Genomic DNA, 22,194 nt, shown 5'->3' on the forward strand with positions numbered 1-22,194 from the left:
CCGGGATGATTAGACCACTACACTTCCGCTTTCATTACCGAACGCATTATGCCTCGTCAGGTCGACGAAACGCATGCTTGATCAACACAATACTCACACCAAGCATGCCACCGAGCAGAGTAGCCAACACAACTATCAGCGGACGTCTTGGCTTATCGCGACTCTGAGGTTCATCTGGCGCGTCCAGATAAGAGAAAGGACGAAATGCAATACCGTCCAAAGAGATGCCTTTTAAACGAGCTATCTTTACCTGCTGAGATTGTAATTTTGGTTGATAAACCTCAAGGTCGATCGATTTCAGTAATGACAGTTTTTCTTCCAAACCTTTCGAACCCAGAGAAATGAGGAGACGATCCTGAACGTTATAGTTTTCCAATGGCGCACTGACACCAGCAGCTCTGGCTATTTTGTTAGCCATCACCAATTCTAATATTTCCTGTTGCAGGGCACGTTTAGTATCCTCCTGCATCATCAGGTACTCAGTTTTCATACCATCCAACTGCACATCACGTTGCTCAGCAAGTCGGTGTGTCAACTGTTTTTGTTGAAGCCTGACAATATAGTCGATATACCCTTCCAACATTGCCAGCGACATCTCGGAGGTGGGGGCTGCAAACTTGAGCTCAACACCCGGCATCTCCCCCTTCTTGTCTACAGGCTGAGCCGTGACAGATTTACTCCAGTCGCGCAACGAACGTACCTGTGCCTTGTCATCCAGCCCATGGCTTTTTACAACCTCGGCAAAAAAAGGGCTGGCTTTGAGATAGTTACGACGATTCTCGTAACTGTTGAACTCCAGAATAAATTCCTGGTAAAGATCTTTTCCGCTGGGAAAACCGCCAAGACCCAATACCGCTGCCAGCTTTGATACTTTCAGCATCGGTGTCATCTCTTCCGGCTTTGGCTCTGCAACCACTGCCGAAGCTGACCACTGCTGTGGAGCCAACAGCGCATAAGCGATACCGCCTACAGAAAACATCAGAGTAACCAGCATAATAAGCAGCTTTTGGCGCCACAACACCAGCATCAGCTCACGTAAATCGATCTCGTCTGACCGAGACTCTTGCACCCACTGATTAGGAATAACAGGTGTTTTTTTGTTCATTTGTTCTCTCTTGATTATCAAGGTGTAAAAGCTCTCACAACTGCAACGCAGTACTATTTTGACGAATGATGCTAAGAGTAACCAGCAAAGCAGGGGGCAAGACGATCTTTATCAGACAATAATAACGGCTTTTGCTCAGACAACGGCCATTTTATCGCTAAGTTGGGGCTATCCCATCGAATAACAGCCTCATCATCTGGGTGATAATAATCACTGCATCTGTAAAAAACATCAGCGTTGTCACTTAGTACATAGAAACCGTGCGCAAAACCGGGGGGGATCCAGATAAGCTCGCCACGTTCAGCATTTAATTGACAACCCAACCATTGTCCGTACGTGGGAGACGCTGGCCCGATGTCAACCGCCACATCAAAAATAGTCCCGCTGATAACCTGCACCAGTTTACCCTGTGGTCGATTGCGTTGGTAATGCAAACCGCGCAACGTACCCCCGACCGAACGGCTCAGATTATCTTGCACCAGCGGATAATGGCCACAATGTTGCTCAAACTCATCTTGACGAAAACACTCACGAAATTGGCCACGATGATCAGAAAAAGTTCTGGGCGTAAGGATCATAACCCCCGCCAGCGATGTTGCACGATATTGCATTGATAAACCCATGCGAAAAAGAACCAGATGACCACTTGCTTACTGTTTGACTTCCTAGATCGAACATCCCCTTCAGCTCGAAAATCCAACCCGACTTACACATCAGGCCGCGTAGCAAGCAACCGAAGCAGATATTGACCATATCCATTTTTTGCCAGCGGATTGGCAAGCGCTCTCAACTGGTCGGCATCGATAAATCCCTTGCGTAAGGCGATCTCCTCTGGACACGCGACCTTTAATCCCTGACGCTTTTCGATAGTTTGAATAAAGTTACTCGCTTCAATCAGGGCTTCGTGAGTGCCGGTGTCAAGCCAAGCATAGCCGCGCCCCATTATGGCGACCGTCAATTGCCCTGTTGCAAGGTAGTGATTGCTGAGATCTGTTATTTCCAGCTCCCCACGCAGGGACGGCTTCAGGCTCTTGGCGATCTCCACCACACTGTTGTCATAGAAATAGAGGCCGGTGACCGCATAGTTGCTCTTTGGCTCCAGTGGCTTCTCCTCCAGAGAGATAGCGGTACCCTCTTTATCAAATTCCACCACCCCATAACGCTCGGGGTCATGCACATGGTAGGCAAAGACGGTAGCGCCACTCTCTTTGGCCGCTGCGGCCTCCAGTTGCCTCTGCAAGTCGTGACCGTAGAAGATGTTGTCCCCCAGCACCAGCGCACAGGGGTCTGACCCGATGAACTCTTCACCCAGAATAAAGGCTTGTGCCAACCCGTCCGGGCTTGGCTGGACCTTGTATTGCAGGTTCAGCCCCCACTGGCTGCCATCCCCAAGCAATTGCTCAAAGCGAGGAGTATCTTGCGGTGTGCTGATGATCAAAATATCGCGAATACCGGCCAGCATCAGGGTGCTGAGCGGGTAGTAGATCATCGGCTTGTCATAAATGGGCAGCAGCTGCTTGCTCACCGCCATGGTGACCGGATAGAGACGGGTGCCTGAGCCACCGGCCAGAATGATGCCTTTACGTTTGGTCATGATGCTTGTTTCTTATTTTTAAATTGCAAAAGAAAAAGGTGGCTTGCAGCCACACCTTTTACGTTTTATCTCTTGCCAGCCAAGTATGCACTCAACACATCCCTGACCAGGGATTTACTTGCCGAGGATCTCGGTCAACATCCGCTCCACACCGACGGTCCACTCCGGCAGCACCAGATCGAAGGTGCGCTGGAATTTACCGGTATCAAGGCGGGAGTTATGGGGGCGTTTGGCCGGGGTTGGGAAGGCACTGGTCGGCACCGCATTGAGCTGCGTCACCGCCAGTTCAACCCCGGCCTCTCTGGCTTTGGCAAACACCAGCTGGGCGTAGTCAAACCAGGTGGTGGTACCGGAGGCAATCAGATGGTACAGCCCGGCGACCTCGGGTTTGCGCTGCGCCACGCGAAGAGCATGGGCGGTGCAATCGGCCAGCAACTCGGCGCCGGTCGGAGCGCCAAACTGGTCATTGATCACTGACATCTCGTTACGCTCTTTGCCAAAGCGCAGCATGGTCTTGGCAAAGTTGGCGCCACGGGCGGCGTAAACCCAGCTGGTGCGGAAGATCAGGTGACGGGAACAAAGTGCAGCCCCTTGCTCACCCGCCAGCTTGGTTTCGCCATAGACGTTGAGCGGGGCGGTTGTATCGGTTTCCACCCAGGGACGCTCACCGCTGCCATCAAACACATAGTCGGTGGAGTAATGCACCAACCAGGCACCCAATGCTTCCGCTTCTTTGGCAATAGCAGCCACGCTGGTCGCGTTGAGCAGCTCGGCAAACTCCAGCTCGCTTTCTGCCTTGTCGACTGCGGTGTGGGCTGCTGCGTTGACAATCACGTCCGGCTTGACCAGACGTACCGTTCCGGCCACCCCTGCCGGGTTGCTGAAATCACCGCAATAGTCAGTGGAGTCAAAATCAACGGCAGTGATGCGCCCGAGCGGCGCCAGTGCGCGTTGCAGCTCCCAGCCTACCTGGCCGTTTTTACCAAACAGCAGAATATGCATCAGGCACGCTCCCCGTAATTCTGCTCAATCCAGGATTGGTAGGCACCGCTCTTGACGTTACTCACCCACCGCTGGTTATCCAGATACCACTGCACGGTTTTGCGAATACCAGATTCAAAGGTCTCTTGCGGTTGCCAATCCAGCTCTGCGCTCATCTTGGTCGCATCGATGGCATAGCGGCGATCGTGGCCAGGGCGATCCGCCACATAGGTGATTTGATCGCGGTAAGAGCCCGCTTTCGGCACCATCTCGTCCAGCAAATCGCAGATGGTGTGTACCACCTCCAGATTCTGCTTCTCGTTGTGACCGCCAATGTTATAGGTCTCTCCGACCAAGCCAGTGGTCACCACCTTGTAGAGCGCGCGCGCGTGATCTTCCACATAGAGCCAGTCACGGATCTGGTCGCCCTTGCCATAAACAGGTAACGGCTTGCCATCCAGCGCGTTAAGAATGACCAGCGGGATCAGCTTCTCGGGGAAGTGGTACGGGCCGTAGTTGTTGGAGCAGTTGGTGACGATGGTCGGCAGACCGTAGGTGCGGCGCCAGGCGCGCACCAGATGGTCGCTGGAGGCCTTGGAGGCAGAATAGGGGCTGCTGGGGGCATAGGGGGTGGTTTCAGTGAAGAGCGGCAATGGTTCACCGACAGCCACTTCATCCGGATGGGGCAGATCACCATATACCTCATCAGTGGAGATATGGTGGAAGCGGAAGGCCGCCCTGCGCACATCATCCAGACCGTTCCAGTAAGCGCGAGCCGCTTCCAGCAACATATAGGTGCCGACGATATTGGTCTCGATAAAGTCAGCCGGGCCTGTGATGGAGCGGTCAACATGGCTCTCAGCAGCCAGATGCATCACGGCATCCGGCTGGTGCAGGGCAAACACCCGATCTAGCTCGGCACGGTTGCAGATATCCACTTGCTCAAACACATAACGCTCGCTTGACGATACATCGGCCAGGGATTCCAGATTGCCGGCATAGGTGAGTTTATCGAGATTGATAACGGAATCTTGGGTATCACGGATAATATGGCGCACCACGGCAGAGCCGATAAAGCCGGCACCACCGGTCACGAGGATTTTTAACATATTTAAGCGAGAATTTCTGCAATATAAAGGTGACTTACAATACATGGTTGAAAGCCACACACTGAAAGCGCATTGTCCCTGATGGGGACGGAGGATAGCGTCGGCCCAAACAAGCTATTGATCCTCAACATGTTGTCCCTCTGTCCATTTATCAACCCCATCATTCACGCAAAATGGTGCGTGCCGTAAGGCAAGCCGTTTAATGCATCGGCTGATGACTCTCTGAATTAAGAAAATCAATGTCCTCGACCACACCTAGGCTAGGTTCATGCGACAAAGTATTTTTTGCCTGCCACACCAGATCGCAGATCCCGTCGGTAGGATTAAAACCGGTAGGCATACTTAACAGCAGGCTACGGATCTGCTCATGATCAAAGCGGAAACACGCGCTATCGAGCTCGGCCAAAAACACCCGGAGTTGTGGCCATGGTAACATCGATTCTGAGGCTTTCATTATCCGGGGATGGGCAGTGCCCTCAACCTGCTCACCAATTAATAACTCTTCAAATAGCTTCTCACCGGGACGCAAGCCGGTGATTTTAACCTCGATATCACCTGTGGGGTATTTGTCGCTCTTGAGCTTCAGGCCACTCAAACGAATCATCCGGTGCGCCAAATCAATGATCTTCACTGGCTCTCCCATGTCCAACACAAACACATCCCCACCCTGCCCCATGGCTCCCGCCTGGATCACCAATTGCGATGCCTCGGGAATGGTCATGAAATAACGAATGATGTCGGGGTGGGTCAAAGTCAAAGGGCCACCATCGCGGATCTGCTTACGAAACAGTGGCACAACAGAACCTGAAGAGCCCAGAACATTACCAAAACGCACCATACAAAAGCGGGTTTTCTGCTGCGCAGCTGCCAACGATTGCAGCACCAGTTCTGCCAATCGCTTGGTGGTACCCATGGTATTAGTGGGACGCACTGCCTTATCAGTCGAAATCAAAACAAAGGTTTCAACCTTGGCCCTGATAGCCGCCTGAGCACAGTAAAGAGTGCCAAAAACATTATTGCGCACCCCCTCAACCACGTTGTATTCAACCAAAGGGACATGCTTGTAAGCCGCAGCATGGTACACCGTCTGGATCTGGAAGGTACTCATCACCGCTTGCAAACGATGTTGCCGCTGCACCGACCCCAGCAGTGGCACTATCTCAACCTGCAACCCTTCTTGCCGGCTTATTTCTTGCAACTCTTTATCAATGGCATATAGACCATATTCAGAAAGTTCAAACAACACTAGTTGCGCAGGGTTGCAACGGATTATCTGGCGACACAATTCAGAACCGATGGAGCCGCCCGCTCCCGTCACCATAACCCGTTTGCCAGATATATTGGCATTTATCAGTTCAGGGATTGGGGCAACCGGATCACGCCCCAACAAATCCTCAATACTGACCTCTTTAAGTTCATCGATATGAGCATTCCCCTCAACCAGATCTGCCATACCAGGGATAGAAAGAACCTCACATGGGCACTGCTCAAGTCGATTGATCACCGCTTGCCTGACACTACGCGAAGCACTCGGCATAGCCAGCAAGATTTTTTTAATATCAAAGCGCTCGATCAACGCCTCGATAGCGTCAGAGCTGTAAACATTAACCCCCTGGATCACGGTTTTAACCAATGCGGAATCATCGTCGACAAACGCCACTGGCAGGTACTCCTGCCCTTGATTTAAGGCCAGTTGCAACTGCCGTCCGGAAGAACCAGCACCATAAATCAGCACAGCCACGCGTAGCGGATCACTGCGCTGCACCAACGCTCGGAAAAACAGTCGCACACCACCTATTAGCAACACTGAAAACGAAAAATAGATAACCGAAACCGTTCTGGGAAGTGGAACTTCCATAAAAAACGCCAGCATGACTAAAGACATGGTAGATAGGAGAACACCTAGTGACACCGTCCACAGCACCTTGAAACCTACATAACGTAATACAGCGCGATACAGCCCTAACCGCATAAAAATTATGATGGTGATCGGTAGTAACAACGCCAGCATTTGCCAGTGCATCACACTCTGCAATGGAATATCGGTATCCAACCGCACCCAATAGCCACCCCAAAAAGCCAACGTTAACAACACTAAGTCAACAAATACACTAATAATTCGCTTATATAGCCGTGGTATACCAATAAAAGTCGTCAACATAAATTCACCGTGCTATGTAAATGGCGATGCTGTCTGTGGATAACATCGCCAATAAGAAATATCAACGACTTGCTAATGCCAACACTTCAGCCAATGCTTGGCAACTACGCTGTATTTCATCATCGCTCAAGGTGGGATGCACCAGCATCATCAAACTGGTTTCACCCAATAACTTGGCATTAGGCAAACGTTGTTGTGGTCGCCATGGCGTATCATCAAAGGCCTTTTCCAAGTATACTTCTGAACAGCTACCCTGATAGCAGGGCACCCCACGCACTAACATTTCATCAATAATCCGATCACGACTCCAGCCCTCAGCCAACAGCTCAGGTTGCACAAAAAAATAGTGCTTATATTCTGCATGTACTACATCATTTGGCACCTTAACTAGACGTAAAACGGGATAATCGGCAGCTACAGCATCCAACCTGTTAGCATTAGCGATACGTGCCGCTGACCATTCTGGCATGCGGTTTAACTGTATACGCCCAATTACCGCTTGCATTTCCATCATTCGCCAATTAGTACCAAAGCTTTCGTGTAACCAACGAAAACCCGGTGCATGTTGGCGGTTGTAAATCGCATCAAAACTCTTACCGTGATCCTTATAAGACCACATAATCGACCATAATGCGTGATCGTTGGTCGTCACCATACCGCCTTCACCACCGGTAGTCATGATCTTATCTTGACAAAAACTCCACGCTCCCACATGCCCTATTGTACCAACACTGCGGCCTTTATACTTGGCACCATGAGCTTGCGCACAATCTTCAATCACAAAAAAGCCTTTCTCGGCCGCCAGTGCCATAATGGGGTCCATATCAGCAGGCATACCGGCCAAATGTACCACGATCACAGCTTTGGTATTAGGAGTTAATACGGCAAGAATCGATTCAGCTGTAATGTTCTGGCTATTAATATCTACATCTGCAAATATGGGGTTAGCATCGGCAGTAACAACTGAAGAAGCTGAGGCCAAAAAAGTACGAGGTGTAACAATTACATCATCCCCCATACCTATTCCTAATGCCTTTAACGCAACGTCTAGCGCTAGGGTGCCATTACTCAGCGCAATAGCATATTCACAACCGACCCACCTAGCAAACTCCTTTTCAAATTCACGACACTCACTGCCCGTCCAGTAGTTAACTTTATTCGACAGTAGAATACGACTCACTGCATCGGCCTCTTCTTTAGTGAAGCTTGGCCAAGGGGAAAAAGGGGTATTTAACACAATTATTATTCCTTACGGCAAATGGATTTAGCAGGGACACCCGCGACCTTCTGATTTGCTAACACATCGTGAATCACTGTTGCTCCTGCAGCAACAATAACGTTTGAACCTATTTTAACTTGTTGCTTAATTTGGCAGCCAATACCTAACCAACTGGCTTCCGCCACCTCAACACCACCCGCCAGATGTGCGCCGGGGCTAATGTGGACCCCATCAGCAATTAAACAATCGTGATCCACTGTGGCAGCAGTATTAATGATACACGCCCGACCAATATGGCTAAATGGGTTAATCACAGCTCCAGCCATCACCACTGTGCCTAGTCCTAAACAAGCATAGTGGCTCACGGCAGCAGTGGGATGCACCAAAGGCAAACAATATGCCCCTAGTGAAAACAGCCGATGATATTTCTCTAGCCGCGTCGCGTTATTACCGATGGCAACCACAATATTGGCGTAGTTCGAAATTTTTTTGAACAGCGTATCGCTGTTTCCCAAAACAGGCCAATTTTCAACCTGCAATAACTTTGGCCAGCGATCATCATAAAAATGGATCTCGGGAAAGCCATTGAGTTCGGCAATTTCAGCTATCACTTTTCCATGGCCACTGGCACCTAGAATGGCGCACTTTAAATCAGGTAAATTATTCATTGTCACAACCTTTCTGCTTAGAGCCAGTAAAGGGCTCAATGGTGACATGTCCTTTAGCAGAAATTCCTTCTTTGGCGAAGACTTTTTTAAGTGTTAACAATATAATTTTAATGTCCAGACTGAAGGAATAGTTTTCGATATACCATATATCCAATTTAAATTTTTCTTCCCAGCTAATCGTATTGCGTCCGTTGACTTGCGCCCAACCAGTTATACCAGGGCGCATCTCATGGCGTCGAGCTTGCTCTTTGCTATAGAGTGGTAAATATTGCATCAGCAACGGACGCGGCCCAACCAAGCTCATCTCACCTTTCAACACATTCCAAAGTTCAGGCAGTTCATCAATGCTCGAATTGCGCAGCTTATTGCCAAACGGAGTCATTCGCTCCGAATCGGGTAGCAGGTTACCTTGCGCATCTACTGCATCTTTCATCGTGCGAAACTTAATCATCTGAAATGGCCTACCATGCAACCCCGGTCGTACTTGCCGAAAAATGACAGGAGCACCGAGATCCTTGCGAATTTTCCACGCAACCAAGATTATAATTGGGGAAAGAAGTAACAAGGCAAAAAAGGAGGCTATCAGATCGAAGAAACGCTTCACTTTACCACCATATTGTCAATAAAAATGCCAAGAAGTTATTTAAATAAGATATCAGAAAGTTGCCGTGATAACTTTTCATAACTACGATGTTCTAACAACCAAGTTCTACCTTTACGACCAATATTATTTCTAATATCATCAGGCAAAGTAAAAAATTCAATTATTTTTGCTTGTAATGCATCGACATCACCAGCAGGAACATAATCCCCACAACCAGCCTCATTGATCATTGACGGATAACCATCATAGGATGCGACTATCGGTTTACCAGACAACATGTAATCGATTACTTTATTCAATGATTGCCCATATTCCCAAACCTTGGAAGGAAACACCGAAAAATAAACAACATCACAATAAGCAAGAAGTGTTTGAACCTGATTTTTAGTCACCTTAGGTGCAAATATCACATTAGATAAATGACCATATTCTGCCATGTACCTGTATTTAAGGGGCCCGTCACCTACGATTAGGAATTCAATGTCCATGTTATCTTTAAAGCGACTGGCAGTTTCAAACAATACGTCTAACGCATTGGTTATACCAATAGTACCAGCATAGACAACTTTAAATTTATTGCTTGAAAGATACCTTTTGATATATTCAGCATCTATAGGTTCAACACTTTCAATCATCTCTGATGAAATACCCATCGGAATACAATAAACTGGTGCGGGTGTTTCACAAACATTCACGACATGAGAGCTAAGGTTTGGCATTGTACCTATAATAGCATCACTATATTTATAACCGAGCTTTTCTATAAAAGATAGAAGTAAAACGAAAGGATTAAACTTACTAACCCCCCCCTCTTCAATAATTGTAAGAGGCCATATATCTCTTATTTCAAATATCAGTTTACAGCCATACTTTTTTCTTAGAATAAAACCGTTCAATATAGTCAGCAAAGACAGGCTTGAAACGACAATTACATCAGGCCTTGGGAGTTCTGATTTATCAAGACGAAATATGTTCCATTCAAAATCAAACCAACTTAGTACGCGCTTAAAAGATTTAGCGACAGTATATTTTATTGTTTTCAACCATACAACAGTCAACCCATCATGATCACTGATTGTTACCTTATGCTTCAAATTAATTGGTTCAATTAGTGCATTTGAATCAGATGTGACAACAACAACGTTATGCCCTAAACTTTTTAGCCCCTGCAATAAAAACCAACCGCGCCCTCCAGGCGCGATTTTAGTTTTAGTGGCAAAGTATTTTGAAATATACCAAACATTTTTTTTCATAAAATTATTTAAATCAATTTTGATTATAAGTTTTGGGGATTTTATTAATGATAGAAATTACTTCAGTGAAGTCCATACCTAAGACATCCAAGTACCATTTTATATTTTCATATCTAGGTTGATTTTCATCCTCGACTAATTTCAACGCTTCTTCTCTAGTAATTTGTCCTTCACGAACTTGATTACTACGGAAAGTATCATGTTCAGTAAAGCCCGCTACCATATAATATATATAGTTATAAAATGCAGCGGTTCCGTCCCCAATACGCCAAGTAGTGTTAGTATCAATAGCCGTTTCCCAGTCGTACTGATTAATGAGCGTATCATCGATTAATTTCTCATCCCAACGCCAGTAATCAAAAATATGATAGTAATCCTTTTTTTCTGTAAAACTTCTATAATACTCACCAGATAACGTATCCCATAATGAGCTATTAAAATAGCCAGGACTTTTTAACATAGCTTTGAAACGTAATTTTTGATATGCCAGCTGTTTTTGCCAACCATGGCTGTAAACACGCTCTTCAGCAAAATCTGGAGGAACCCCTAAAAATCCAGACTTGAAATGGGTAATCTCTAGCGGGTTTACTCCCCAAAGATTAAGATTGATACCTGTCTGTTTTTTAACTGATTCAACATGGCGGAAAAAATGCTTATCTCCAGCGGTTAAAATACTGATCATCCCTAAATGTGGCGAATTAAGCCACGCCTTCAAATTTCTAGCGATATTATGTCTCTTTTGAGTAATATTATCAGCAACGATGATGTTTTCAACACCTAGCTCAGCACACATCCTACTAATATTTCTGCGACCAAGATCTGTTACCATCCCCCAATCATAAGTATAAGTTACAGGCTTCATCTTCAACTCTTTGACGATAAGATGAAGTCCATAACAACTATCTCTGCCACCAGAAAAAGGGACTATACAATCCAATTTACCCGCACGTCTGTACGGCTCAACTAAATCAAATAGTTCTTCCTTAGGCTTAGGATTGTTTCTTGGCTTATAGTTATTACAATAGTTACACACTCCTTTCTCATCAAATTTTATATACGGCATTGTTTCAGGTAGTATACACTTTGTACAACGCTGTAACTGATGAGATGGGTATAGCAATTGTTTCCTTTCATATTCATTTATCTTAAATTTAGGAATAAGATTAATGTCTCTATTCTTATAATCATGAACTACAATCACCTCAGAGCGAGGAAGATCAACTACAATCTCTCGGTTGAGAACTTGCTCTATATTAATACACTCTAACTTCTTTAATGGGTACTCTTCAGACGAAAAATAAAGATCATTATTTTTCCAACCTACGTATAAGCTACCATTATTGGAGAATAAAATCGCTTTTCCTTGTTGAGGTAGCATGATAGCCGTAGCAACGACACCTTTACACAAGGAGAGAACTGCGTGCGATAAACCTACAAGTGTCCCCTTCTCAGAAACATACTTCTCAGCAATAGCCGCTATAACCTCAGTATCAATCTCTAGCTCTCGCTTTGCATCAATGTGCGACCAAACTTGTTCATCATTAACAACAATACCATTATGAATAACAGCAACATTTTCCCTAACAACAGGTTGGTTGTCGGAAAGCCCATTAGTAATAAGACGGCTATGACCAAATGCAACTTTAGCGTGTTCAAAAGTAACGTTAGAGATTAATTTTAGAATATCATAATCAGCCCTATATATATTACATTGCTCATACTTCTGCACAAAAAGGCCACTTGAATCACGTCCACGCTGTCTAGCATGATTAGCCAAAAACGTTAAATCTTTTTTATTTACTGCTTTTTCAGAAAGAATACCAAAGATACCACACACTTTAAACCTCCTAATGTAAACCCCAAAACATTACTAACCTAGAAAATACTTATAAAGAGAAATTAATTTACTGGCTTGATTATCCCAACTTAATTCAACTAAGGAATGTCTATCTACTTTTGGTGGTTGCTCACGTATCACGGCTTCAACACACATTTTTAACTCCTCCTCACGTAGATTACATATTTGGCCTAACCCATAATGTTCGATAACATATTTAATATCAGGAAAGTTAGATCCAATCACATGGATACCGGAAAAAGCATATTCAAATAATTTATTTGGCAATGAATAGTAATCACTTAAAGATACATTTTCAATGAGACAAAAACCAAAATCTGCAGATTTTACTATTGGCACAACCTCATAATGAGCAACTGCATCATGGACATAAATGCTCATTCCTTTTTGACTATAGGTCTTAAGCTCAGCAGATAAAGGACCATATCCTATAAAAACAAGACTGGCATTATCAACAGAGGAAAATACATTTACTAACATTTCTATTCCACGTCCAGGAGCAAGCAATCCAATATATATAAATATTTTGGATTCCTCTGTTATACCAAAATGCCTACGTAAGTACTCATGATCAGCATTTTCACCTTTACTCTCCGATAGGGGATACTCAGGAGAATTCATTACGATAATGGACTTTTTTGCACCTACATTTTCACGGTACCATTTTTCAATTGAGGGACTCACTACAATTAATGCATCAATGAATAACCAAAGACTTTTTTCAACCATAAGAGTTAGCTTACCGAGAGTCTTTGAAAGACCATTTCTATCTGACTCTAACTCATGAGCATCATATATGAGTTTAGCTCTAGTGAATAATTTACACAAAACACCAAGAGGTAAAACGACTGTATCATGACAATGTATGATATTTGGCCTAAATCGAATTGAAGCGATAAAAAATTTAAATACAATTTCAATAACTGTCATAAAATGACATATAGCTTTCGGCAAGAAAGTAAGTTGTTTTGACCAGATTTTTATTGTTTTTATATCTATACCCGCTACATTTTTATCTCTGATCACATTTTCATTTAACTCAACACCAATCGCAAAAACAGAATACCCAGCTATCGTAAGCGCCTTGAGCTCCTTTAGTATTCTGCTATCAGTCCTAATATCGGTATGTGATAAGTGGAGTATCTTTTTGCCCATATTTTGTCAAACGCCTTTTTTAAGGTTAATAGCATTAATGCAATTAATTCTAACTGTAATGAAATATAATGGATAACACAAATAAACAATTAATAATGTTGGCACAACACCCCAAATAAAATTCACAAACATTGTCGAATCCACTTTAGGATACATAAAAACAAAACAAACTAAAAATACAGCATAGCAAAATGATAATAGAATATTGCTTTTTGATAAAACAAAATTTCTTATCGCAGCCATTAGGAAACCAATAAAGAATATAACCAATGGTGAAAGTATATTAAAATTCGCATATAATTCACCTACAGCACCAGGTGTAGGCGCTCCAGAAGAATCAGGCATGTACATTTCATGAATTAACAATCCCAAAGAATTAGGTTCCATTCCAAAATATACACCAACAAAATTATTGATCCAATCTAAATAACTACTACCTAGCAAACTATTATTCAGGCTAAATGCATTCAATATTATAACTAACTGCTGCAGATCAGTTATATTTCCACCACCAATAAGCCCAGTCAAAAAATTAAAATCAACTTTACTAATATCCCCATACAGAAAATAGTAATTACTAAATTCTCTTAACACATAAATTACAAATGAGCTCAACAATAAAGTTGAGCCAATAACTAAAAGACGACTTCGATACTCACGCTTTACTAGATAAGCAAAAACTAATAACGATAGTATATATGATATTGAAATTGTTATTCTCGCAGTGGAAATGGATATAATAAACCCTACTAAAGCCCAGAAAACAAACGACTTACTAATTGACTGATTTGGTGAACAAAGCATACATATAAACCATATATTAATCGCGGCATAATAAATCAAATATGGAGCTATTGTTATATTATTGTCTTTTGCCAGATGAGGAAACAACTGAAATTCTATCAAAGCATTTATTACGCCACCGGAAATTGTAAAGCACACCCAAACCCAGTATAAAAACACAAATAAAATCAAGGGAAATATCAATAGATTTTTATTTTTTGATATGAATTTTATAAGTTCATCACTCTTGGGCTGTAGATAATAAATGTCTCTTTTTATATTTAATGCGTACCCAAACCAAAATGTGAAATAGCATGCGATCGCTAGAAGAAGCGACTGAATCATATATTGTTCAACTACATGTCGCCCCAAGCCAGAGAACTCAATGAACTTACCAAAGTACCCATCACTTTGCGCATAATAAATTGCGCCAATAGCATAACCAGAATACATTAATGAGAATAATGTTAATGGAGTTACTACACCATCATCACGAGTGAATAATATAGCAAAAACGATCAAAATAAGAAGGCACATAGCAAGCAAAGATATATACTCAGTTGCTGCATAGATCTCAGAGATGACACAGATAGGGATGATAAGAAACAAACCTAAAATAAAATAGCCCCCCCTTCTTCTGAACCTTAATATAGCCATCCCGCCCCCTTAATTAACTATGAATACTTCATCAATACTAAATATGGCACTCAAAATCAATTGCAATACTCATAATGTAGTAACGTTATCAACCAATATATTTAAATCAATATTATTGAGATACTATGCACGAATTTTCTTTAACCGTTTGAACCTGGTGTATAGGCTCCAATATTTTGTTAACTCGTATTTATACGCAATAATAGAGAATAGAGATACCAGAATTATCAATGGTGATAAATCATATACTAATGGCGATAAAGACAATGCCACACAAATTGTAATTACTCCCCCGCCTTTAATAAAACTAAATTTGTAATGATATCGAAATGCAAAATATGTTTTGGTAGCAAAATATACATAGAAAGATAATGATGTTGCGACGGCAGCTCCTAATGCCCCATATTTTTTGACCAAGCAGAAATTTAGTATAACATTGAATAAAACAGCTACAATAGTTGACAAAAATGAAAAAAATGTTCTTTTAGATAAATTTATTCCTAATGATGTTACATCTGTCATGATAAGAAGTATTGGATAACTAAGTGATGAAATCACTATAAGATCAATATCTTTATATGCCGATGGTAAAAATTTTGGTATCAGATAAGAAAGTATACTTACCACTCCCCATATAATCACAAGCAATACTGTGAAGATATCTATACCACGTTGAATTATTTTTTGTTCTCGTTTTTTGGCCGCGGCCTTAAAAACCAAAGGTATCCATACTGTTGAGAATACTGTTTGTAAGAGTAATACTCCAGATACAAATGTAATAGCAACGGAATATGACGCAAGCTCTTCAAAAGAACTAAGTTTACTAATAAAAAGTCGATCCATTGCAGTTAGCCCCCAAAATGCCAACCCACTAAGCATTAAAGGGAATGAATACTTAAAAAGCGTACTGAACTCTTTACTTGACCCAATCTCAGCTCTCACGGCATATTTTATTAATTCAAACTTGACTGCGACAAAGTATGTCAACGTAAACAGTAAAGAAACCGTATACAATATGGACAGTGTCAAACCATCAACATAACTAAATTTGAAAAATGGTAGAGCTATGACAAATAATAAAAGAACAATTTTTGGTAATAATTGGCTAAGTGAATAAGCTATAACGTTTTCTTCCATCCTCACGACGAGAGCAAAATATCTGATCATTATTGAGCTAAATGACGCAATATAAAGCCAGAGAATCAGATTAGGATCATTACGTGAAAATGCATACCTAGATATTTCATTGGCATAAAATGATCCGCCAACACTAAGCATACAAAAAACAATAAGGACTGGAAATAATGTAATGTAGAACAAACTCCTTTTATTGTATTTTTCATGATACTCTCGAACATAAGCTTGATCTAGCCCCATTGGGACGACAATTACCAGTAAATTTACTAAAGTTTGGAAAAATGAGAATAGTCCTATTTCTTGCTTAGGTATATACCAAGCCATAAAAAACAATGTTAAAAATCCAAATACAGCACTACCAGCAGCACCAAAAGAATAAGCCATCAAATACTTAAGTTTCATTCTTTTTCAACGCCATTCTATAGCAATTAATGATTTTTTCTAACACTGCATCATCTGTATAGTCCACATAGCTGAAATTTATACGTTCGTTGCCATCATGTAAAAAATCATATAGCTTGGCTATACTATTATCAGTACAATCTTTGATAATGTATGCCCCATGTTCATAGGCAAACTCATTATATGATGGTAAATCACTTAATATAGGGATACTTCCTAATATAGCTGGTTCAATAACCCCACCACCTAAAGCATCTGAAATAGGTACCGAAACATGAAACTTAGCTTTCGAATATAGAACATATAACTCCGCATCGTTTAATAACCTTTCTATTATTAATACTTTTTCAGGGTTTAGCAACATAGATTTGAATTTTGATATTTCCTCTATATCTGCAAAGCCACAAAAAACCACAATTTTATAAGGCAGAGATTTATATTCTGTAAGTTTATTTATAATCTCTGCCATGAAAGATGGATTATACACCCATCCAAGCCCACGTGGGAAAACGATCAGTTTTTCTTCATCAATCTTAAACTCTACGAGAAGATTATTTTTAACCGCGTGGTATTCAATATTTGATAAAGAATTTAAAGGTAATCCCCAATAAAAAACTTTCCCCTTTTCTTTTGTCCTTGGATACTGCTTATTTGCCTTATCAAGAATATGCTGACTTGATGTATGGCATATATTAGCTCTCCTAAGCACGAGGAAGTTAATCATCCTAAATATCATTTTCCGGATGTATCCACCTTTATATGGGTCGATCATAATCTCAGATCCCCATAACGCCAACACAACAGGAACACGGCTAAATAAACACATTAAACCATAATGATTAGCAATGTGAGCATGTATCACATCGGGTTTTATTTTATCAATTATTTTTTTTATTTTATAAAAATAAAAATAGTTAAAAAAACTTTTTAGCTCGCCAAGATTTATTATTCTTTCATCATCATCAACATTGTGAGATGCGACATAGACATCGACTCCTTTACTCATTAGACCATCTCTAACTCTTCTAACAATAGGAGATGATAAAGGCCCGACTATTAAAACTTTCATTTCATCTTATTTCTCTAAAAAGTATCTTTTCATAGATTTTAGCCAATCCAAAATATTGGATTGGCTAAAATAGTTGCATCATTAATAATATTTAAGAGATATTTATAACGCTATTGCTGCGATAACTTTATCCATATCACTGTCTTTTAGATATGGATGCATTGGTAAACTGATGATCTCTTCTGCAATTAGATCACCCACTACCAAATTGACATTGACATCTTCAACTGCAGGTTGTTTATTTAGCGGGATTGGATAATGTATCGCAGTCGGAATGCCAGCTTGCTGCAATCGCTGCTGAACCAGCTCACGGTTTTTAACTCGAATGCTATATTGAGCCCAAGAAGATGTATTATGTGGCTCAATAAACGGCGTTGTCTTGATGCCTACATTATTTAACAATCGCTGATAGCGGGCTGCAATTTTATCCCGCAATTTCAACTCTTCGGAAAAGATAGCCAGCTTTGGCAATAAAATTGCCGCTTGCAAGGTATCCAGTCTACTATTAACGCCTACACGAATGTGATGATAACGACGATCTTGGCCATGACGTGCGATCTGACGCATAACCAATGCGAGCTCGTCATCATTGGTGAAAATAGCACCTCCATCCCCATAGCATCCTAGCGGCTTACTAGGGAAAAAACTTGTACAGGCTACAGTCGTCAAATTGCACGACCTCTTCCCTTTATAGCTAGCACCAAAGCTTTGTGCTGCATCTTCAATCACTGGAATATTGTATTTAGCTGCAATGGTATTAATAGCATCATAATCAGCACACTGGCCATAGAGGCTGACCGGTATAATAGCCTTGGTATTAGGCGTAATAGCAGCTTCAAGCTTGGTCGGATCAAGGTTATAGGTTTTGGGACATACATCAACATAGACCGGCTTTGCACCCAACAAAGCAACTGTTTCTGCGGTGGCGATATAAGTAAAGCCAGGGGTAATCACTTCATCACCAGGGCCAATACCAAACGCCATCTGCGCGATTTGCAGTGCATCCGTGCCATTGGCTACCGTGATACAGTGCTTTGTCCCAGTAAACTCAGCCAGTTTTTGCTCTAGCTCTGCAACCTCAGGTCCCAAAATATAGGAACCATGTTGTAATACGGTTTGGATCGCAGCATCGATTTTATCTTTAATCCGTGCCTGTTGCGCCATCAAGTCGATAAATTGCATATCAATTCCTAAAACCCGATAAGAGTTAACATTTTTTTAACTTTTTACCATCAAGCTGGTATATGATTCCAGTATGAGGACAAGTAATTTGTGCTTGTCCCTCTATAGGCAAATCCAACTGCTCACCAAACTCACTCATCCAGCCAATTTGCTTGGCAGGGACTCCTACCATCAACGCATAAGCAGGTACATCTTTATTGATCACCGCCCCGGCCCCAACAAAAGCATATTCCCCAATGGTCACACCACACACTATTGTGCAGTTTGCACCTAGCGTTGCCCCCTTACCCACTTGGGTATCAAGATACTGATCTCTGCGCTCAATTAGTGAACGCGGGTTATACACATTGGTAAACACCATGCTGGGGCCACAAAATACCCCTTCAGCTAAATATACATTGTCATAAACCGATACATTATTTTGGATCTTGCAACGGTCACCAATGGTCACTTTATTACCGACAAAAACATTCTGGCCGAGTGATACACAAGCACCAATCTGGGCGCCACCGCAAATGTGAGCAAAGTGCCACACCCTACTGCCCTCACCGATTCGCGCGCCTTCATCAACAATAGCGGTATCGTGTTTAAAGTAATTCATTATTGCTACCCATGTAGAAGAATATTATATAGACCCGCGCTAGTATATTATATCTACACGAGCCATATTATATTATTGAAAGCAATGTGACTTATAGGCGGATATCAGATTCGCCCAATGGCAGTACATATTTAACGTCATATAACACATGGGCTGGTTTACCCAATGCTCGAATCGCTGCCGCTCCCATCTCTTTGGTCTCACTATGGTCGACAGCAAGAATAATGGCATCATATTTAGCAGGTTCAAGCTCATCAATCAGAATAATTCCATATTCCTCTTGGACTTCATGCTTTACCGCCCAACTGTCATAAACATCAACTGACATATTAAACTCTTTGAGCTCTTTGATGATATCAATTATTTTGGTATTACGCACATCTGGGCAGTCCCCTTTAAAGGTGAATCCCATAACCAAAACTTTTGCTTCATCAATATTGATTTTATTACGAGCCATTTTTTTCACAAGTTGCGTTGCAACATATTCACCCATACCATCATTGATGCGACGACCGGCTAAAATAACCTCCGGACGATATCCCACCTCTTGGGCTTTGTGGGTCAAATAATAAGGATCAACACTGATACAATGGCCGCCAACCAACCCCGGTTTAAAAGGCAAGAAGTTCCATTTTGTTCCCGCAGCTTTTAACACTTCTTCAGTATCAATATCCAACCGATTAAAAATTTTGGCAAACTCATTGATAACAGCGATATTAAGGTCACGTTGTGTATTTTCAATAACCTTTGCTGCTTCTGCTACACGGATGGAGGAGGCCTTATGGGTACCTACAGTTACAATCTGACGATATACTTCATCAACGAAATTTGCTACTGCTGGTGTTGAACCTGAGGTAATCTTGACGATAGTAGTCAAACGATTAACCTTATCCCCCGGATTTATGCGCTCTGGGCTATAACCTGCATAAAAATCATTATTAAACTTCAGACCAGATATTTTTTCAATAATCGGTAAACATACTTCTTCGGTTGCACCAGGATATACAGTTGACTCAAAAACTACGATATCACCTTGTTTAATAATCTTTCCAAGTGCTTCCGATGCTTTCTCCAATGGAGTCAGGTCTGGTGTATTTTCCTCTGTGATAGGAGTCGGTACAGTAATAATATAAAAGTTACAATGTTTGATATCATCGAGACAATCTGTGTAGCTAAGGTGAGTGGCCTCTAGCAACTCTTCAGCTGAACACTCCAATGTTGAATCTTGACCACTACGTAGTTCATTGACTCGATCTGTTTTTATGTCAAATCCCAATGTCTCAAATTTTTTGCCAAACTCAACTGCCAGCGGCAAACCAACATAACCCAAACCTATTATACCGATCTTCAAGTTTTCCAGATTCATCTCAAAATCCTACTATTATACGTTTAAAGGCAAACCAATTTCTTTATTATCTCTTGCTGAACGATAAATAGAGATAAGCAACTCAAGTGATTTTAACCCTTCACGTCCATCGGTTTCTGGTTCCGCTTTGCCACGCAATACGTCTGCTACATTCTGAAAATAAGGCGGGTGACCAAACCCATATACTGATGTGGTTTGATAATTAGCTGCTGAAATTTCTGCATCGTAGTCTTTGGATTCAGCAAAACTCCATTCTTGAATATCATTAACGGCCACGCCACCAATACGTACCGTGCCTTTTTCTCCAAGAATGGTGATAGAGCCTTCCAAATTCTTTGGATAGGTGCACATGGTCACAGCCATGGAACCAAGCGCGCCGTTACGCCACTTCAAGTTAACGACACCGGTATCTTCTACCTCGATATCCCGATGGGTGGATAACATTGAGTGCACTTTTTCAACCGGCCCAATCAACCAATGCAATAAATCTACATAATGAGTTGCCTGATTCATAAAAGCGCCACCATCCATATCCCAAGTGCCAGACCATGCCGCACGATCATAATACTCTTGTGGCCTAGTCCAGAATACATTTATGTGTACCATATGAATTTTGCCAAAGCGTTTTTCTGTTGCAGCTCGCTTAAGCAGTTGTAGGGTTGAGTTGCGACGATTTTGCTTAACAACAAACAAATGAACACCCGCTTCGTCACACGCTTTAACCATTGCCAAACCATCTTCCCACTTGGTTGCCATAGGTTTTTCTGTGATGACATGCACACCCGCTTTGGCTGCCTTTATAGTTTGGTTGGCATGAATACCACTAGGAGTACAAAGTGTCACCAGATCTAGCTGCTCATTGAGCAACATTTCATCAAGTGACTGATAGGCTGGAACCCCATATTGCTTGCGATGCGCCTCTAACACCTCTGGGTCATTATCACAAATTGCTACCAGTTCATATTCATTGTAAAGCTGTTCTATCGAACCAAAATGATTCTTTGATATACGACCACAACCAACTACTGCTACTCTTATTTTTTTATCCATGTTAGTTTCCACGCCTATTAATAATAAAGACAAAAGAAATGATTAAGCAAATAAAATATACCACTTTCTTTAAGAAAAGAATTGTTTTATCAAACCCAACAAAATACTTATGATTAAACGTGTTTATTTATATGATTATATGAAAATGTGAATTTATGTCGCTTGTAGCTCTAATGAAAATCCTATTTAGCGACTCACCTCTACAGGCATTATCGCTGGATGATGATGATGATGATGATG

At 42.1% G+C, this 22,194-nt stretch carries 19 protein-coding genes; all 19 read right to left on the minus strand.

Annotated elements, in window-relative coordinates; genetic code table 11:
- Positions 1 to 46: 46 nt before the first annotated feature.
- The 19 genes from AACR14_RS04515 to AACR14_RS04605 all read right to left on the minus strand — a co-directional run bounded on the left by AACR14_RS04515 (position 47) and on the right by AACR14_RS04605 (position 21,954).
- Entirely contained in the window at positions 47 to 1,105 is a 1,059-nt protein-coding gene (locus AACR14_RS04515; RefSeq protein ID WP_019445288.1) for an LPS O-antigen chain length determinant protein WzzB, read from the minus strand.
- A 71-nt stretch (positions 1,106 to 1,176) separates the two neighbouring features.
- A complete protein-coding gene (gene rfbC, locus AACR14_RS04520; protein ID WP_041201829.1) occupies positions 1,177 to 1,716 on the minus strand; it encodes a dTDP-4-dehydrorhamnose 3,5-epimerase in 540 nt (179 codons plus the stop codon).
- A gap of 95 nt (positions 1,717 to 1,811) precedes the next feature.
- A complete protein-coding gene (gene rfbA / locus AACR14_RS04525) occupies positions 1,812 to 2,699 on the minus strand; it encodes a glucose-1-phosphate thymidylyltransferase RfbA (RefSeq protein ID WP_019445290.1) in 888 nt (295 codons plus the stop codon).
- Positions 2,700 to 2,813: 114 nt separating this feature from the next.
- Positions 2,814 to 3,701, minus strand: coding sequence for a dTDP-4-dehydrorhamnose reductase (gene rfbD / locus AACR14_RS04530; protein ID WP_019445291.1), 888 nt, complete (start codon positions 3,699 to 3,701; stop codon positions 2,814 to 2,816).
- Positions 3,701 to 4,789, minus strand: a complete 1,089-nt coding sequence (gene rfbB / locus AACR14_RS04535) for a dTDP-glucose 4,6-dehydratase (protein WP_019445292.1) — start codon at positions 4,787 to 4,789, stop codon at positions 3,701 to 3,703. Before rfbB ends, rfbD begins: the two co-directional genes overlap by 1 nt.
- Before the next feature lie 199 nt (positions 4,790 to 4,988).
- The gene (locus tag AACR14_RS04540; RefSeq protein WP_019445293.1) at positions 4,989 to 6,950 is read right to left on the minus strand and encodes a polysaccharide biosynthesis protein; all 1,962 of its coding nucleotides are present in this window, start codon (positions 6,948 to 6,950) and stop codon (positions 4,989 to 4,991) included.
- Between the two features lie 61 nt (positions 6,951 to 7,011).
- The gene (locus tag AACR14_RS04545) at positions 7,012 to 8,187 is read right to left on the minus strand and encodes a DegT/DnrJ/EryC1/StrS family aminotransferase (protein ID WP_019445294.1); all 1,176 of its coding nucleotides are present in this window, start codon (positions 8,185 to 8,187) and stop codon (positions 7,012 to 7,014) included.
- Positions 8,188 to 8,192: 5 nt separating this feature from the next.
- A complete protein-coding gene (locus AACR14_RS04550; protein WP_019445295.1) occupies positions 8,193 to 8,837 on the minus strand; it encodes an acetyltransferase in 645 nt (214 codons plus the stop codon).
- A complete protein-coding gene (locus tag AACR14_RS04555) occupies positions 8,830 to 9,441 on the minus strand; it encodes a sugar transferase (RefSeq protein ID WP_019445296.1) in 612 nt (203 codons plus the stop codon). Before AACR14_RS04555 ends, AACR14_RS04550 begins: the two co-directional genes overlap by 8 nt.
- Before the next feature lie 35 nt (positions 9,442 to 9,476).
- Positions 9,477 to 10,694 (minus strand): glycosyltransferase family 4 protein, encoded by a 1,218-nt coding sequence (locus tag AACR14_RS04560; protein WP_075115694.1) that lies wholly within the window; start codon positions 10,692 to 10,694, stop codon positions 9,477 to 9,479.
- 13 nt (positions 10,695 to 10,707) lie between these two features.
- Complete coding sequence (locus tag AACR14_RS04565; RefSeq protein WP_026034926.1) at positions 10,708 to 12,531, minus strand: glucosamine 6-phosphate synthetase; 1,824 nt, start codon at positions 12,529 to 12,531, stop codon at positions 10,708 to 10,710.
- 33 nt (positions 12,532 to 12,564) lie between these two features.
- The gene (locus AACR14_RS04570) at positions 12,565 to 13,707 is read right to left on the minus strand and encodes a glycosyltransferase (protein ID WP_075115693.1); all 1,143 of its coding nucleotides are present in this window, start codon (positions 13,705 to 13,707) and stop codon (positions 12,565 to 12,567) included.
- A gap of 6 nt (positions 13,708 to 13,713) precedes the next feature.
- On the minus strand, positions 13,714 to 15,147 hold the full coding sequence (locus AACR14_RS04575) for an O-antigen polymerase (RefSeq protein WP_075115692.1): 1,434 nt from the start codon (positions 15,145 to 15,147) through the stop codon (positions 13,714 to 13,716).
- A gap of 123 nt (positions 15,148 to 15,270) precedes the next feature.
- On the minus strand, positions 15,271 to 16,686 hold the full coding sequence (locus AACR14_RS04580) for a lipopolysaccharide biosynthesis protein (RefSeq protein WP_083851937.1): 1,416 nt from the start codon (positions 16,684 to 16,686) through the stop codon (positions 15,271 to 15,273).
- On the minus strand, positions 16,676 to 17,755 hold the full coding sequence (locus AACR14_RS04585; protein WP_026034927.1) for a glycosyltransferase: 1,080 nt from the start codon (positions 17,753 to 17,755) through the stop codon (positions 16,676 to 16,678). Before AACR14_RS04585 ends, AACR14_RS04580 begins: the two co-directional genes overlap by 11 nt.
- Before the next feature lie 102 nt (positions 17,756 to 17,857).
- On the minus strand, positions 17,858 to 18,937 hold the full coding sequence (locus AACR14_RS04590; RefSeq protein WP_019445300.1) for a DegT/DnrJ/EryC1/StrS family aminotransferase: 1,080 nt from the start codon (positions 18,935 to 18,937) through the stop codon (positions 17,858 to 17,860).
- Positions 18,938 to 18,962: 25 nt separating this feature from the next.
- Complete coding sequence (locus AACR14_RS04595) at positions 18,963 to 19,538, minus strand: acyltransferase (protein ID WP_019445301.1); 576 nt, start codon at positions 19,536 to 19,538, stop codon at positions 18,963 to 18,965.
- A gap of 91 nt (positions 19,539 to 19,629) precedes the next feature.
- On the minus strand, positions 19,630 to 20,904 hold the full coding sequence (gene tviB / locus AACR14_RS04600; RefSeq protein ID WP_019445302.1) for a Vi polysaccharide biosynthesis UDP-N-acetylglucosamine C-6 dehydrogenase TviB: 1,275 nt from the start codon (positions 20,902 to 20,904) through the stop codon (positions 19,630 to 19,632).
- Between the two features lie 15 nt (positions 20,905 to 20,919).
- On the minus strand, positions 20,920 to 21,954 hold the full coding sequence (locus AACR14_RS04605; protein ID WP_019445303.1) for a Gfo/Idh/MocA family protein: 1,035 nt from the start codon (positions 21,952 to 21,954) through the stop codon (positions 20,920 to 20,922).
- Positions 21,955 to 22,194: the final 240 nt, after the last annotated feature.

This window comes from Aeromonas sp. 159 (genome assembly GCF_963862045.1).
GTDB lineage: Bacteria > Pseudomonadota > Gammaproteobacteria > Enterobacterales > Aeromonadaceae > Aeromonas > Aeromonas veronii.